This is a genomic window from Commensalibacter papalotli (ex Servin-Garciduenas et al. 2014) (genome assembly GCF_000527695.1).
Lineage (GTDB): Bacteria > Pseudomonadota > Alphaproteobacteria > Acetobacterales > Acetobacteraceae > Commensalibacter > Commensalibacter papalotli.
The window spans coordinates 712179-727303 of the sequence record NZ_ATSX01000001.1 but is presented as its reverse complement, the minus strand read 5'-3'; the positions used below and the strand labels follow the sequence as shown (position 1 = coordinate 727303).

Genomic DNA, 15125 nt, shown 5'->3' with positions numbered 1-15125 from the left:
TGCTATGATTTTCTTAATTTTCTCACTTTGTCTATTTTATAAAAAAGATAGCTATCTCGTTATTTCGGAGCCTTATCGATTATGGTCACCCCACAAAATCCTTCTACAGATTCATCTACAGATACCAATGATGAATATGGCGCATCTTCTATTTCTGTTTTAAGAGGACTGGAAGCCGTCAAAAAAAGACCTGGTATGTATATTGGTGATACGGATGACGGGTCTGGCTTGCACCATATGGTGTTTGAAATTATTGATAATGCTGTTGATGAAGCCCAAGCAGGATATGCAGATCAATGTACATTAACCCTTAATACGGATGGCAGTGTTACGGTCAGAGATAATGGACGTGGTATCCCTACTGATATTCATCACGAAGAAGGGGTCAGTGCGGCTGAGGTTGTATTAACAAAACTGCATGCTGGGGGTAAATTTAACCAAAATTCTTATAAAGTTTCTGGTGGATTACACGGTGTTGGTGCTGCTGTTGTAAATGCTTTATCTGAATGGATGGAAGTCCGTATTTGGCGTAATGGCAAAGAGCATTTTATTCGTTTTGAAAATGGGGATACGACTTGTCCTTTAAAAGAAATTGGCCCCAGTGATGAACCTACTGGCACCGAAGTTACCTTTAAAGCCAGTGACGAAATTTTTACCCATATTACATTTGAAATCGGAATATTAATTCGACGTCTTCGTGAGTTAGCATTTTTAAATTCAGGATTAAAAATTACTGTTACCGATAAACGTGAAGAAGAGATAACAACAGAACAATTCCATTATGAAGGTGGATTAGAGGAATTTGTTAAATGGATGACAAGAGCCAAAAACAATCTTATTGAACCGATTAATGGCGATGTATATCATGAAAAAAGCAATATTAAAGTTGAATGCTCTTTGGTTTGGAATGACAGTTACAACGAACATGTTATTTGTTTCACCAATAATATTCCTCAAAAAGATGGGGGAACGCACCTTGCTGGATTTAGACAAGCTCTAACTCGTGTTGTAACGAAATACGCCGAAGGCGTTATGAATAAAAAAGAAACTTTAGCGTTGACTGGTGATGATATGAGAGAAGGCTTGACAGCTATTCTTTCTGTGAAAGTACCTGATCCCAAATTCTCATCACAAACCAAAGATAAGCTGGTTTCTTCAGAAGTACAACCAGTTGTGCAAAGCTGTATATCAGATGCTTTGGGGCATTGGTTTGAAACTCATCCCAAAGAAGCAAAAATTATTATTGCTAAAGCACTTGATGCTGCTTCTGCCAGAGAAGCCGCGCGTAAAGCACGCGAATTAACAAGACGTAAAGGCATATTAGATATTTCTTCTTTGCCTGGAAAACTTGCTGATTGCCAACAAAGAGACCCATCAAAATCTGAAATCTTTATTGTAGAGGGAGATTCTGCAGGCGGTACAGCAAAGCAGGGTAGGGATCGTCGTTTTCAAGCTATATTACCTTTAAAAGGTAAAATCCTAAATGTGGAACGGGCACGTTTTGATAGAATGCTGAATTCTGCCGAAATTGGTACTTTAATTACGGCTTTGGGAACAGGCATAGGTCGTGGTGAAGTTGAACAAGGTGGTTTTTCTATTGAAAAACTAAGGTATCATAAAATCGTTATTATGACAGATGCTGACGTTGATGGATCTCATATTCGAACCTTATTATTGACGTTCTTTTTCCGCCAAATGCCCGAGCTTATTGAAAAAGGCTATATCTATATTGCTCAACCACCTTTGTATCGTGCGAAAAGAGGAAATGATGAACGCTATCTGAAAAATGATGAAGCATTAGAAACCTATTTACTGGGTAAAGCCATACAAAATGCTATTCTAACTTTTTCAAATGGTAACAGTCTTTCTGGTGATAGTTTAACAACCGAAGTTCTTGAATATGCAAAAATTACACAAAAACTTCAGTCTTTGGAAAAACATGCACCTTTATGGATTTTAGAACAAGCAGTTATTAGTAAATTTCTACATGCTGATCCTGTTATGGCACAGCCTCATTTAGAGGATTTTCAAAATAGATTAAACGCATTATCTTTGCCTAATGAGCAAACTTGGAAAGTCACAAATGATGATACAGGAATAGGCATAAATCGCACAGTTAGAGGTGTTGGTGAAAATTATTTTATTCCAGCCTCTATTTTAAAAGGGCGTAATATTCATTGGATCAATACTCATCAAGATGCAATGACTCGTGATTTCTATGAAAGTGCAGTTTTGAGTATTGATAATAAAGAAGAAAAAATCAGTGGTCCAAGTGGCGTATATGAAAAATTATTCAATTACGGGAAAAAAGGCTTAGCTATTAACCGCTTTAAAGGCTTAGGTGAAATGAATGATGACCAATTATGGAGCACGACTTTAGACCCAGCAACCAGAACTTTATTACAAGTAAGAGTCGGAGAAACAGAAGAGGCTGATCAAGTATTCACCACATTAATGGGCGATGTCGTAGAACCAAGAAAAGAATTTATTGTTAATAATGCGTTAAAAGTAGCAAATTTAGATATTTAGATTTTCATCATAAAAATAATACTCATTACTAAAGAAAGGCATTATTTTTATGTAGCATCTTTTAAAAAGAAATATTACTTTACAATTTATTTCATACCAATGAATTTATGTATAAAGGTTAAATTGTCTGATGTTTTGTCCCTTTTGTGGAAACGAAGATACCATGGTAAAAGATAGCCGTTCCACAGAAGATGGAACGGCTATTCGCAGAAGACGTGTTTGCACGAAATGTAATGAGCGTTTTACCACGCTGGAACGTGTTCAAACACGTGAAATTATGGTTTTAAAACGCAGTGGACAGCGCGTTCCTTTCGAAAAAGAAAAGCTGATCCGTTCTATTGATCTGGCAACACGTAAACGACCAATATCTGCTGAATCAATTGATCAGATTGCCAACAAGCTTGAAAAGCAATTTATTGATTTAGGTGAAAACTTGATTTCCTCTGAATCAATTGGTAGAGCCACTATGGAAATTTTAAAAGATATCGATAAAGTTGCATATGTTCGCTTTGCCAGCGTTTATTCTGATTTTAAAAATGTTAAAGATTTTGCAGAAATTTTGCAAACTATGGAACATCACGATAAATAAAAGTTTTACTCTAAAATAAAGAATTTCACTTTAGGTTAACAATGAATACTAATACTCAAATTACTCAACGACCAAGAACTTTAACTCGAATTGCTATTGTTCAAGCCTTGTTTCAATGGGAGCAAGGGACTGAAAAAGCAGCGAATTTAATTATAGAACAGTTTTTATTGCACCGTATTGATCCTCAATGTAATGAAGAAATATATAATGATGGCAAGGCCTATATCCCTAATGTAAATTTGTTTAAAAATATAATTCAACAATTTGTGCATCAACACTCTGAAATTGATGTTATTTTAATCAAAACATTACCCAAAGATTGGCCTTTACATCGACTTGATCCTGTTGTGAGAGCAATTTTAAGAGCTGCAATTACAGAGTTACTCAATGATGCCAAAGATCCACCTACCAAAGTGGTTATTAATGAATATATTGATGTAACTCATGCTTTTTGTGAGGGAGATGAATCATCTTTAATCAATGGTATTTTAGATAATATAAGTCGTCAATTACGTCCTGAAAACGCATCTTCTGCTGATCAAACATAAGGTTTCTATGCAAAACTTTCTTGCTCCTGAATTTCAATTCATTCACCAATATATAAAAAAATTGGCAGGAAAGGGCGCTTTAGGACTAACAGATGATGCTGCTATATTGTCTGTAGAACCTGAATATGAGCTGGTATTAACAGCAGATGCTATGGTTGAACATGTACATTTTTTTTCCAGTGATGCTGTTGATTTAATCGCACAAAAATTGCTGCGTTGTAATTTATCAGACTTGGCGGGAATGGGGGCAGAACCTGTCGGGTATCTTTTAACTGTGTCTTTGCCTAAACATTGCTTTAACGCTATGTGGTTTGAGCAATTCACCAGTGGTTTACAAAGAGATCAAGAGTTATTTCATATTTCCTTATTAGGTGGGGATACCACAAGTAACCCTCATAACATGGTTTTCTCTCTCACCGCTATTGGAAAAACATTAAAAAACAAATCCTTAAGAAGGAATAATGCCCAAGTTGGAGATGGTATTTGGGTTACAGGAACAATCGGCGATGCAGCTCTGGGACTTTTGGCTCTAAAAAATGAAATAAATGATGTGGATGGTTTTTTAACGCAGCGTTATCATTTACCCCAACCAAGACTAGGATTAAATCTTGTGGATATTGCATCGGCAGGAATGGATATTTCTGATGGTTTAATACAAGATTTAGGCCATTTAACTCGTGAAAGTCAAGTTGGAGCCATTATATACGCTGATCAAATACCATTATCTAAACAAGCTAAGATACTAGGTAATTCATATTTAGAAACTTGCTTAACTGGTGGTGATGATTATGAACTTTTGTTAACCATACCACAAGATAAAGAACAACAAGCAATTACTCAAAGTCATAAAGCAAATATTCCTTTAACTAAAATTGGTTATTGCACAGACCAACAAGGTTCTGTGATTTGTTATGATAGCAATAAGATTACAATGAATTTTAAAAATACAGGATGGAGTCATATTTAAGTTGATATATTTTTAATAAATTGAGTTGGCATAATATATATTATACGTTCTTTATTATAATTCAAAAATAACACCTATATCCTTAACAAACTTCAGAAATCTATGTTAACCTAAACTTTCAAATTTATTTTATATTCAAAGGGAAATTTTATGACTTATCTTTATGATCGCGTACTTTTAACCAATGATGATGGCATAGAAGCACCTGGAATAAAAATTCTTGAAAATATAGCCTCTAAGATTGCCAAGGAAGTCTGGGTTGTAGCCCCTGAACAAGATCAAAGTGGAACTTCTCAATCTATTTCAATACATAATCCCCTTCGTGCTTTTGAAAAAAGTGATAAGCATTATGCTGTAACTGGAACTCCAGGAGATTGCGTTGTTATGGGACTGAGACAAATTATGCCGCAACTACCCGATGTAATTTTATCAGGTGTTAACCGTGGCTGTAATTTGGGTATAGAAACACTCTTTTCTGGCACTGTGGGTGCTGCTATGACAGGATGTTTATTAAATATTCCCTCTATTGCATTTAGTCAAAGCTTCAGAGATGGGCATGATATTTATTGGGAAACAGCCTATCATTATGGCCCCAAAGTCATGGAAAAGCTTTCAACTCTTTCTTGGCAACATCCAAGAACCTGTTTAAATGTAAATTTTCCAGATTGTCCCTATGATGAAGTGAAATCTATTGAATTTACCAAACAAGGTATTGGTTATATTGATGATATTTCTATTGTAAAAAAAACAGATATGCGTAAAACACCATATTATTGGCTTAACTTTGATCGTCCTATCAAAGAAGATATAGAGCTTACTGAAACTCAAGTGGTTAATAATAAATCCATTTCTATTACTCCCCTCTCCTTTGACCGTACGAATAATGACCTTTTACAAAAAATGAAATCTTAATGATTTGATAATAAGGGAAAAATAATATTTCTCCTTCTCATTCAATCCTTGCCCAAGGAAATTTAACGGGTAAACCTTGAAATTGCAAAAAGGTTTACCGATTGAACCTCATCCAAAATAGACCAATATTTAAGCAGATGTTGATGTTCAGTCTTTTTTCTTAATAGATCTAAGACTTCCTGAATAATTGGTATGTTTACTTCTATACCATTCCATAGATAGTCGTTGATGATATCTAACATTAAATTCAACAATATATGTCGCCTTGGATCAAAAGAATTAATGCCTAAATAAACGATTATATATTTTGAAAGCCATTTTTGTGTTCAAAACTCATTGGGTAACCCGTACTCCCAATCTTGAATATTATCAGAGCAAAAGATAATTTTAAGTTTTTACATAAGCGTTTAATTGCATCTTGCATTATTTGGCCGATAAATTTCCACCACCAAAAATATAATTACTGATTTGCTGTTCAATACTAGTATATGGTTGGGTATTAGTAACAAAACTGTCAGGTTTTAAATATTCCTTTGATTTTCCAGGATGAACCATTATAGAGCCACTATCTGTCATCCCTAAAGAACCTATACTAAAGCTGCTATCATCAGGAAGATGAATGGTTTTATTGATCTCTAGTTTTACATCGGCCATAAATGTTTTTTTATTTAGTTGAACCGAACGTACTACCCCAACTGGCACACCTGAAAGGATAACACTTCCACCAGGTTCAAGTGTATTGGCAGAGTAAAATTGAGCAGTCAAAGGGTATTTATCTCCTTTAATACCAAACATTGTCATTCTTGAATAAGAGTAAAAACCAATAGCAACCACTAATACCAATCCACTTGCTATATAAGCGCTTACTTTAATGTTTTTCACTCTGTAATCCTCGTATATATATAAATCAATTTAAATTTAAATTGTCGTTCAGTAATTAAGATTATATTCATATAAGATGAAATACGATATAGTTTTATCTTATCCTATAAGATTTTCTTTTAGAATATTTCGTCTCAAAATACAAAAATAAAAAATATATACAATACGGATGGGTATTTATGTCATTCCTTCAGGCTATTTTTATTGCAATTTTACAAGGTGCAACAGAGCTCTTCCCTGTCAGTAGTTTGGGACATGCTGTCGTGATTCCAGCTTTGCTGGGATGGCTTATCAATCCTCAAGATCAAACATTTTTACCTTTTATCGTGATGTTACATTTTGGTACAATGTTTGCGTTACTCATATTCTTTTGGAAGGATTGGCAGGCTTTAACCAGAGGTGTTATGGGAAAAGAGGGACCCGCAATACGTGAGCAAAGTATTTATGTTGTCTTACTACTTGTAATTGCAACATTACCCGCCATAATAATTGGTTCTATATTAGAGAGTTTTATTCGAGGGCTTTTCTCAACACCTGAAATGGTATCAATTTTTTTAATCTGTAACGGATTAATGCTTTTTGCTGCTGAAAAACTCAGAAAAAAAAATCAAAACTCAATCATTGCTATCGCAGACTTAACCCCCAAAGATGCTTTAATCATTGGTTGTTTCCAATGCCTAGCCTTTTTTCCTGGCTTATCACGATCTGGTGCAACCATAGTTGGTGGTGTAATACACAAATTATCTTACGAAAATGCTGCTCGTTTTTCTTTTTTGCTAGCATTACCTATTATTTTCGCAGCGACCATTCATCAAACATGGAAAATTTATAAACATAATATTCCAATTGAAAATTTTGGGACGATATTTATTGCAACGATAGTTGGTGGAGTAACAGCTTTAATCAGCACTACTTTAATAATGAAATATTTTCATAATCATGAAAAATTGGCTTTAACGCCATTTAGTTTTTATTGTATCGCTTTAGGCAGTATCAGCCTACTTATTTTTTTAATCTAGCCTCTGAATAAAGGCTTCGTTTACAATAAAACGAAGCTCTTTAGCAACGGTTTAAATTAAAATAAAAGCTTTTATTTTTTTATCGTTTAATTTTTTTTTAATGCCATATACTCAATTTATAACAAAATACGGTGAGTATATTATGAAAAATAATACGCCTACAAAAACAACATCCACCTATAATATTATGATGGTTGGATTCTTAGCCTCACTTGCAGGGCTTATGTTTGGTCTTGATATTGGTGTAATGTCAGGTGCCAATGCTTTTATTAAACATGAATTTTCTGCATCAGATCACGATATTGAAACCATCGTCAGCAGCATGATGTTTGGTGCTGCGATTGGCGCTTTGGGATGCGGATGGGCATCTGCCAAGTTTGGACGTAATCGCTGTCTGATCCTAAGTGCTTTGATCTTTATCGTTTCTGCGATTGGATGTGCATTAGCCCAAGGCATTATTGATTTGGCTATTTGGCGATTTATTCTTGGACTTGCGATTGGTATTGCCAGTACGACAGCTCCTTTGTATATCGCAGAAATTGCACCAGAAGAAAAACGTGGTTCAATGATTTCAACTTACCAATTAATGGTTACTGTTGGAATTTTACTGGCATTTATATCTGATACTATTTTAGGATATTATAGTGCTTGGCGTTGGATGTTAGGTATTATTGCTGTACCTGCTATTCTATTCCTAATTGGATTATTCTCTTTACCAGACAGCCCAAGATGGCTTGTTATGCGCAATCGCAGACAAGAGGCTTATGATATTTTGCTAAGCTTACGTGGTGGTAATGAACATATCGCTCAAAAAGAAGTAGAAGAGATTGAAGAGCAAATTAAAAGCCCTAAAAAAGGCTTTAGTTTATTTATGTCTAATCGTAATTTTCGACGTTCTGTTGGGCTTGGTATTACCTTGCAAATTGTTCAACAATTTACAGGTATGAATGTAGTTATGTATTATGCTCCTCGTATCTTTTCTGATATGGGATATCAAGGCAGTGCTACCTTATGGTTTACTGCTTTGGTTGGTTTAGTCAATGTTGCTGCAACCTTTATTGCCATTGGTACTTGTGATAAACTTGGTCGTAAACCTACTTTATATGCTGGTTTTGCTGTTATGGCAGTAGGGTTAGGTGTCATTAGTTTCTTAATGAGAAATGGAAATATTGCTGATCCTACAATGCAGCTTTTCTGTGTTGCTATGTTGCTTTTCTTTATTGTTGGTTTTGCGATGTCTGCAGGCCCATTGGTTTGGACAATATGTTCTGAAATTCAACCATTACAAGGAAGAGATTTCGGTGTTGCTGCTTCTACGGTAACCAATTGGTTAGCTAATTTTGTTGTTGGTTATACTTTCTTGACCTTGAACAATAACCTTGGCTCATCACATACATTTCTTCTTTACGCTATATTAAACGTCATCTTTATTGCTGTTACCTTCTGGTTTATTCCAGAAACATCTAAGGTAAGCTTAGAGAAGATTGAAGAAAATCTTATGGCAGGCAAACCACTTCGTAAAATTGGACGTTAGCCCCTAGTATTAAAAAAAAGCCAACCTGAAATAATTTTAGGTTGGCTTTTTTAGTAAATATTGTTGATTTTACAATCAATATCATTTTTTTATATAATTTCTTTACATCATACATCAAACTTTTTGATTATATTAAGAATATAGTTAACGAAATAATAACCTAAAATCTCATACAAAAAATTGATAAATTGCAGCAGATACAGCTATACACCCAATAATTGTTATAAATATATTGCTTTTTTTTCCTCTATATTTAGCCAGTGCTGGAATAGTATGAATAGCATACATTGGCATTAAAAAAAGAAATATAGCAAATACTGGGCCACTGATGGATTCAATTAAAGTTAAAACATTAGGGTTATATATTGAAACCAGCCATGCTGTAATAAAAATAAAAATCGTTGTAAAAATTTGTAAGAATTTACCTTGTTTTACATCTATATTTGCAAATTTAAAACTTTTGATAACAACCCCATGAATTCCTTCTTTTGCACCTAAATAATGCCCTAAAAATGATTTGCACATAGCAACAAAGGCTACTATTGGGGCTACCCAGCTAAGGAATGGTGTATGAAAATGATTGGCTAGATAAGACAAAATTGAAACATTTTGTATTTTTGCTTCATGCAGATTTTCTGGAGTAAGGCATAAAGAACAGCTAAACACAAAAAATAAAACTGTTACTACCATTAAAATATTACTGTATTTAATAATACTAGAACATTTCTTTTCTGCTTTATCACCATATTCTTCTGTTTTTGCAACAGCCAAAGATGAAATAATAGGAAAATGATTAAATGAAAAAACAGTAACAGGAATTAACAACCATAATGTCAATAACAGTCCATTGCCACCTTGATGCACGGCGCCAGAAAGGCTGACACTTTTAAAAATTTCACCCGTCCACTGAGGAATAAGACATACAGAAATAATCATGAGGATAGCAATAAAAGGATAAACTAATGTTGACATGATATTCACGATTAGCATTTTACCGCATTGCACAATCATCATTAAAAAACCAACCAAAATAAAGGCTATAAGTGCTCTGGATGGTGGGATCATGTGAAGCTGGTTTTGAATAAAACTTTCAATCGTATTGGTTAAGCTGACACTGTACATTAACAAAATAGGATATAAAGCAAAACAATAAAGTACGGTGATGAGGTATCCCAGATATTTACCAAACTGCTCTTCTACTACAACTGTGATATCAGCACCTTTGCCAACCAAAATAAACCGACATAAAGCCCTATGTGATAAATAAGTCATAGGAAAAGCAAGTATGGTCAATACTAGTAAGGGAATAATTCCTCCTGATGCAGCATTAATTGGCAAGAATAATACACCTGCGCCGATTGCTGTACCATAAAGACTGAGCATCCAAACGGTATCAGAGGATCCCCACTTTGGCATTTCGCCAGAATTATCTTGTCCCATATTAAAATAGTCACTTTGTTAATGATAAAATAAAATTTTGTTTGTAAAAAACGCATTGTAATATTATTTCAAATTAAATCGAATTAAAACTATTTTAATGAAATATAAGTAAATAATCTATCAACGGCATATAATTAAGACAGGTATATCAAGGACAAAGCATCACATAAGGTTTTTCATACTCTTGATGTTTAATAATTTTCAGATCTGCGCCATACCATTTAATTAAAATTTCTTCGGTAATGACATCTGTAACACTGCCACTTGCAACAATGGAACCTTTATTAAGTAAATAAATTTGATCTGACCAAAGCGATGCAAGATTTAAATCATGTAACACCATACAAACCGATAAAGAATATTTTTTAACAAGACTACGTAATAAACGAAGCATTTGTTGCTGATGATATAAATCGAGTGCTGAGGTAGGCTCATCTAAAAATAACCAACCTGATGGCCCCTCTTCTCTCCATAACTGAATTAACGCCCTTGCAAGCTGAATACGTTGTTGTTCACCTCCAGAAAGAAACGCATAATCTTTATGCACTAGTGGAACGCATTGGGTAATTTCAATAACATGATCAAGGATATTTTTATTCATGGGTTCTTCCCATGGAGATCGACCTAACTTGATAATATCCAGTGCAGAAAGTGAAAACGGAATAATACTCTGCTGTTTCATCACGGCACGTTCTTTAGCAAGATCTTTTTTACGCCATAAGTGTAGAGGTTTACCTTTTAAAAAGCATTCTCCTTGCGTTGAAGGATAATATCCCGTCAACACTTTGAATAAAGAAGATTTCCCCGCACCATTGGGACCAATTAGGGTAATTAATTCCCCTTGAGTTAAGGTAATAGACACATCAAACAAAATCTTATGATTGTTTTTAACAAGGTGAATATTTTTTCCATGTAAAGTGTGCTTTATCATGCTCTACGTCTCCATTGTTCTTTCAAAATTAACCAAAAGAACCATGGTCCTCCCAAAAGACTCGTTAATAAGCCAACAGGCATTTCAGCAGGCTGTACCATTATTCGAGCCAAGGTATCAGCAACGAGTAATAAAAGTGCTCCACTTAACGCCGAGGCCGGAAGCAAAATTTTATGATTATTTCCAAAGATTAAACGCATAGCATTGGGAATTACTAAACCCAAAAAACCAATAATCCCACTCACTGAAACAGCCGTTCCAACCAATAAAGCACTGAGTATTAATAATTGTTTTTGTGTTTTATGAACATTAAGGCCCAAATAATGTGCATCTTCTTCGCCTAGTTGTAACAAATTCAGACGCTGGGCATAGAATTGAATAATAATTACAGTTGGAATAATTAAAATAAGTGTAATAAAAATTAATGGCCACTCTGTTTGCCCCAAACTTCCCATACCCCACAAGGAAAGTTGACGAAGTTGTTGATCATTGCTTACCCAGGATAAAATTCCTACAGCTGCGCCGCCCAAGGCATTAATAGCTATACCAATGAGTAACAAACTGGAAAGATTGCCTTTGGTTAAATTACTAAGTTGAAAAATAAGTATCGTAACTAATAAGCTACCAACAAATGCAGCAATCACAGGTAACCACAATGTTAAAAAATGAGGTAGTGCCATTGGAATTACCAATGCCACAGCAACAGCAAATCCAGCCCCACTGCTAATCCCGAGCAAACCAGGATCAGCCAGAGGATTACGAAATAATCCCTGCATCACTGTTCCCGATATTGACAAAGCAACCCCAATAATCACTGCTAATAAAATACGAGGAAGACGGATATTCATCCAAATACGATGATCTATATCTTCAGGATCAAAATTAAACAAAGAAGACCAAGAAAGATGTACAGGACCAATATTGGCTGCTCCTATTATTGCTCCGATTAAAAGCAATAATAAAACCATCAGATAAACAAAATATCGTTTATCCATGAGCGTCTGCTTCAGCCTTCATTCGTAAATCTTTGATCGCTTGAGGGGTGCGTAATCCAAACCCAAGTAATGCCATTTGATCAATAATAATTAAATTGCGATTCTTGGCTGCTGGAGTTAAAGCAATTCCAGGTAACTTCCATAGATTATCTGCCCCACCAATGGTTTTAATCGCATCACTATCGGTGATGATAATATCAGGAGCTGCTGCAATGATACCTTCCTGAGACATCGGTTGATAATGCAAAGAACTTCCCATCCCATTTTGCAGCCCTGCATCATGAATAGCAGCGTCCGCTGCTGTATCTCGCCCAGCAACCAAGTTATTAATCCCAGTATGTGCCATAATATAAATTACGCGTAAGGGTAATTGCTTCTTGGGCATAGATTCAATAGTTTTTTCCACCTTTGCAAGCAATGGTTTGGCTTCTTTTTCACGATGCAACGCCGTAGAAATCACATTAATTTTTTTAGGAATAACCTCCAAGGAGTGTTTTCCAGAAACATATACCACAGGAATACCGACTTTTTTAATTTGCTCTAGAACTGCAGAAGGTTGAGCCAAATCGCTGGTAATAATCATCGTTGGTTTAAGCGACAAAATACCTTCTGTATTCAATTGACGCATATATCCGATATCTTTGATATCTTTTACTGCACTAGGTTGATTACTGGTAGTATCACGTCCAATCAGTTCATCTTGTGCGCCCAAAGCGTATATAATCTCTGTGACATCACCTCCAATAGAAATGACACGCTCTTTGGCTTGTATTGAAAAAGATGTCATCACCAACGATAGAGTTGCATAAAATAAATAAGAAAGTCTCATGCTACTTTGGCTTTCAAAGCAACCGCATCAATTTGATTACGCCAAGTTTCTTGTTCTAAATCGCCTTCTGTTCTTTGTCCATAAAGCTGAGCAATTTGCGTGCCATCTTTGGCAAATAGTTCAAGGCTGGTCACATATCCTTCTTTGGTTGGTTTACGCGTAACCCATGTTTCTGCAATTTGATCTTCCATCAAATGCATCGTGAATTTAGGATTAAAAATATTTAACCAATTATCTTTCGGCATTAATTTTTCAATTACACCCGTAAAGATTTGCACACAACCACGATTGCCAATGAAAATCATGATTTCATTACCATCATTCAAAGCTAAATTAAGGATCTCTGATAAAGCACTATTATCCACTTGGCATGCTAGCGTATCACTGACTGATGAAAACGCTTGTTGACGGGTGACATTATGACGATTTAACAAGTTAAAGAACTGATGAACGTCTGTCATCGCACGCCATTCTTCTTCTATTTTCTTGGCATCAAATAGAAGGTTTTCAGAAATATGCTCGTGTGGGGAAACTAAGAACTGATCCAAAGATTCCATTACAAATTGTGCAACCAAAGCATCCCATTCCTGACGATTTGTATTATCGGTCATATAAATTTTTAGAATGGCATCACCATAAGCATCAAAAATCTGAATGCTTTCTTTTTCACCTCGCTTTGTCATTTCTTTGATATAAAAAGAACTGACCCATTTACTGACAAAAAGACGTTGATCCAAAGCACGTGGGTTTAAAACGAGCCCACCATGATTTCCCAATTTTACATTGTCATATTGCCCAGCTTGTTCATGAACGGCATATTCATTACGAACAATATTCATGGTTTCACCGACTTTATGTAATTCTTTTAACAAAGCAGCAAAATCTGTGCTAAACGGTTTTGCATCGGCACCAATACGTGCATAACAAAGCTCTGCCTCACTGATACCTATCATTGTAGCAAGGTCACGTGCGAATTTATTCGTATGTTCGGCTTTTAAGGTTAAATAACGTTGATAATATGCGTTCATAATGAATTATCTCTATGCAGTAATAAGGTTTCATATTCAATTTGGCCTATATAAGCATAACTAAGAACGATTATCAATATCAAATGATATTAATTATTAACATCATATTCTAAATCAAACTATTTAAACTCTCATATCAATATTTATGGTTTTCTACGGATGCTCGTTTTACTATCAACTTTATTTCTTAATTAAAAAATGATGATGTATTTTGTATAATTATACTCTCTTGGAATAATTATAATTTGATCAACATTTATACGTTAATTATATTTAACTGTTAATATTTATTTTAAACTAAAAAAAGCTGAACCATAAAAATATGATTCAGCCAAATCTCTCAACAGTTTATATTGAGGCTTAGAATTCTTTATAAGGCAAAAATTTACCGCTCATCACAATATTTACTCGATCGCCATTAGGATCATTTTCACGTTTTAAATCCATTTTAAAATCTATTGCGCTCATAATCCCATCACCAAATTCTTCATGTATCAGCTCTTTAAAAGTCGTGCCATAAACGCTGACCAATTCATAAAAACGATAAATTGTTGGATCTGTAGGAATGATGGTGGGTAAACTTCCTCTATAAGGAACCACCATCAACCATTTTTTTTCTTCTTCAGTTAATTTAAAAATATCTGCAAGAACAGAAGCTTGCTTTTCATTACAAGTCATTTGGCCTAAACATGCAGCCGTAACCCACTCTTTGCTACGACCAACCTTCTTGGCAATATCAGTCCATTTTAGACCTTGTGTTACTTTACTCGTAATAATCTTTTCAGTAACTTCTAATCTACTACTCATCATATTTTCCATATTACTGATTTGTTAAATAATTTATGGTCTTTTTATTAGATTTTTTTTATAATATAAAAAAAAACAACTTATTGATATAGATACATTGGCTATATTTGCATCA

14 protein-coding genes are annotated in these 15125 nt (G+C 34.7%); 7 read left to right on the top strand and 7 right to left on the bottom strand.

Features of this window, described 5'->3' with window-relative positions:
• Positions 1-81 precede the first annotated feature (81 nt).
• From gyrB to surE, 5 genes are all read left to right on the top strand, one after another.
• Positions 82-2529, top strand: a complete 2448-nt coding sequence (gene gyrB / locus COMX_RS03250; RefSeq protein ID WP_034336926.1) for a DNA topoisomerase (ATP-hydrolyzing) subunit B — start codon at positions 82-84, stop codon at positions 2527-2529.
• Positions 2530-2659: 130 nt separating this feature from the next.
• Positions 2660-3118 carry a transcriptional regulator NrdR gene (nrdR, locus tag COMX_RS03245; protein ID WP_034336923.1) on the top strand — a complete coding sequence of 153 codons (459 nt, stop codon included), beginning with the start codon at positions 2660-2662 and terminating at the stop codon, positions 3116-3118.
• Between the two features lie 41 nt (positions 3119-3159).
• Complete coding sequence (nusB, locus tag COMX_RS03240; RefSeq protein WP_034336920.1) at positions 3160-3666, top strand: transcription antitermination factor NusB; 507 nt, start codon at positions 3160-3162, stop codon at positions 3664-3666.
• Between the two features lie 7 nt (positions 3667-3673).
• Positions 3674-4633, top strand: coding sequence for a thiamine-phosphate kinase (gene thiL / locus COMX_RS03235; RefSeq protein WP_034336917.1), 960 nt, complete (start codon positions 3674-3676; stop codon positions 4631-4633).
• 150 nt (positions 4634-4783) lie between these two features.
• On the top strand, positions 4784-5545 hold the full coding sequence (surE, locus tag COMX_RS03230; protein WP_034336914.1) for a 5'/3'-nucleotidase SurE: 762 nt from the start codon (positions 4784-4786) through the stop codon (positions 5543-5545).
• Positions 5546-5968: 423 nt separating this feature from the next.
• Here surE and COMX_RS03220 read toward each other — a convergent pair whose 3' ends face one another.
• A complete protein-coding gene (locus COMX_RS03220) occupies positions 5969-6427 on the bottom strand; it encodes an MlaD family protein (RefSeq protein WP_034336909.1) in 459 nt (152 codons plus the stop codon).
• Positions 6428-6606: 179 nt separating this feature from the next.
• On the opposite strand from COMX_RS03220, the gene COMX_RS03215 reads away from it, so the two are divergent.
• Both COMX_RS03215 and COMX_RS03210 read left to right on the top strand, forming a co-directional pair.
• Positions 6607-7446: an undecaprenyl-diphosphate phosphatase gene (locus tag COMX_RS03215; protein ID WP_034336906.1), complete on the top strand. Its 840-nt coding sequence runs from the start codon at positions 6607-6609 to the stop codon at positions 7444-7446.
• 142 nt (positions 7447-7588) lie between these two features.
• Positions 7589-8980 (top strand): sugar porter family MFS transporter, encoded by a 1392-nt coding sequence (locus COMX_RS03210; protein WP_034336904.1) that lies wholly within the window; start codon positions 7589-7591, stop codon positions 8978-8980.
• Positions 8981-9148: 168 nt separating this feature from the next.
• Here COMX_RS03210 and COMX_RS03205 read toward each other — a convergent pair whose 3' ends face one another.
• The 6 genes from COMX_RS03205 to cynS all read right to left on the bottom strand — a co-directional run bounded on the left by COMX_RS03205 (position 9149) and on the right by cynS (position 15010).
• A complete protein-coding gene (locus COMX_RS03205) occupies positions 9149-10420 on the bottom strand; it encodes an aromatic amino acid transport family protein (RefSeq protein ID WP_034336903.1) in 1272 nt (423 codons plus the stop codon).
• A 148-nt stretch (positions 10421-10568) separates the two neighbouring features.
• A complete protein-coding gene (locus COMX_RS03200; RefSeq protein WP_051461827.1) occupies positions 10569-11351 on the bottom strand; it encodes a heme ABC transporter ATP-binding protein in 783 nt (260 codons plus the stop codon).
• Positions 11348-12346: a FecCD family ABC transporter permease gene (locus COMX_RS03195; protein WP_034336901.1), complete on the bottom strand. Its 999-nt coding sequence runs from the start codon at positions 12344-12346 to the stop codon at positions 11348-11350. The genes COMX_RS03200 and COMX_RS03195 overlap by 4 nt, the downstream gene beginning before the upstream one ends.
• Complete coding sequence (locus tag COMX_RS03190; RefSeq protein WP_034336899.1) at positions 12339-13175, bottom strand: heme/hemin ABC transporter substrate-binding protein; 837 nt, start codon at positions 13173-13175, stop codon at positions 12339-12341. The genes COMX_RS03195 and COMX_RS03190 overlap by 8 nt, the downstream gene beginning before the upstream one ends.
• Positions 13172-14203, bottom strand: coding sequence for a hemin-degrading factor (locus tag COMX_RS03185; protein WP_034336896.1), 1032 nt, complete (start codon positions 14201-14203; stop codon positions 13172-13174). Before COMX_RS03185 ends, COMX_RS03190 begins: the two co-directional genes overlap by 4 nt.
• Before the next feature lie 360 nt (positions 14204-14563).
• Positions 14564-15010 (bottom strand): cyanase, encoded by a 447-nt coding sequence (gene cynS / locus COMX_RS03180; protein WP_034336894.1) that lies wholly within the window; start codon positions 15008-15010, stop codon positions 14564-14566.
• Between the last annotated feature and the right edge of the window lie 115 nt (positions 15011-15125).

Coding starts and splice junctions, on each gene's coding strand:
- gyrB (WP_034336926.1), top strand. CDS start 82: ATGGTCACCCCACAAAATCCTTCTACAGATTCATCTACAGATACCAAT.
- nrdR (WP_034336923.1), top strand. CDS start 2,660: ATGTTTTGTCCCTTTTGTGGAAACGAAGATACCATGGTAAAAGATAGC.
- nusB (WP_034336920.1), top strand. CDS start 3,160: ATGAATACTAATACTCAAATTACTCAACGACCAAGAACTTTAACTCGA.
- thiL (WP_034336917.1), top strand. CDS start 3,674: ATGCAAAACTTTCTTGCTCCTGAATTTCAATTCATTCACCAATATATA.
- surE (WP_034336914.1), top strand. CDS start 4,784: ATGACTTATCTTTATGATCGCGTACTTTTAACCAATGATGATGGCATA.
- COMX_RS03215 (WP_034336906.1), top strand. CDS start 6,607: ATGTCATTCCTTCAGGCTATTTTTATTGCAATTTTACAAGGTGCAACA.
- COMX_RS03210 (WP_034336904.1), top strand. CDS start 7,589: ATGAAAAATAATACGCCTACAAAAACAACATCCACCTATAATATTATG.
- COMX_RS03205 (WP_034336903.1), bottom strand. CDS start 10,420: ATGGGACAAGATAATTCTGGCGAAATGCCAAAGTGGGGATCCTCTGAT.
- COMX_RS03200 (WP_051461827.1), bottom strand. CDS start 11,351: ATGATAAAGCACACTTTACATGGAAAAAATATTCACCTTGTTAAAAAC.
- COMX_RS03195 (WP_034336901.1), bottom strand. CDS start 12,346: ATGGATAAACGATATTTTGTTTATCTGATGGTTTTATTATTGCTTTTA.
- COMX_RS03190 (WP_034336899.1), bottom strand. CDS start 13,175: ATGAGACTTTCTTATTTATTTTATGCAACTCTATCGTTGGTGATGACA.
- COMX_RS03185 (WP_034336896.1), bottom strand. CDS start 14,203: ATGAACGCATATTATCAACGTTATTTAACCTTAAAAGCCGAACATACG.
- cynS (WP_034336894.1), bottom strand. CDS start 15,010: ATGAGTAGTAGATTAGAAGTTACTGAAAAGATTATTACGAGTAAAGTA.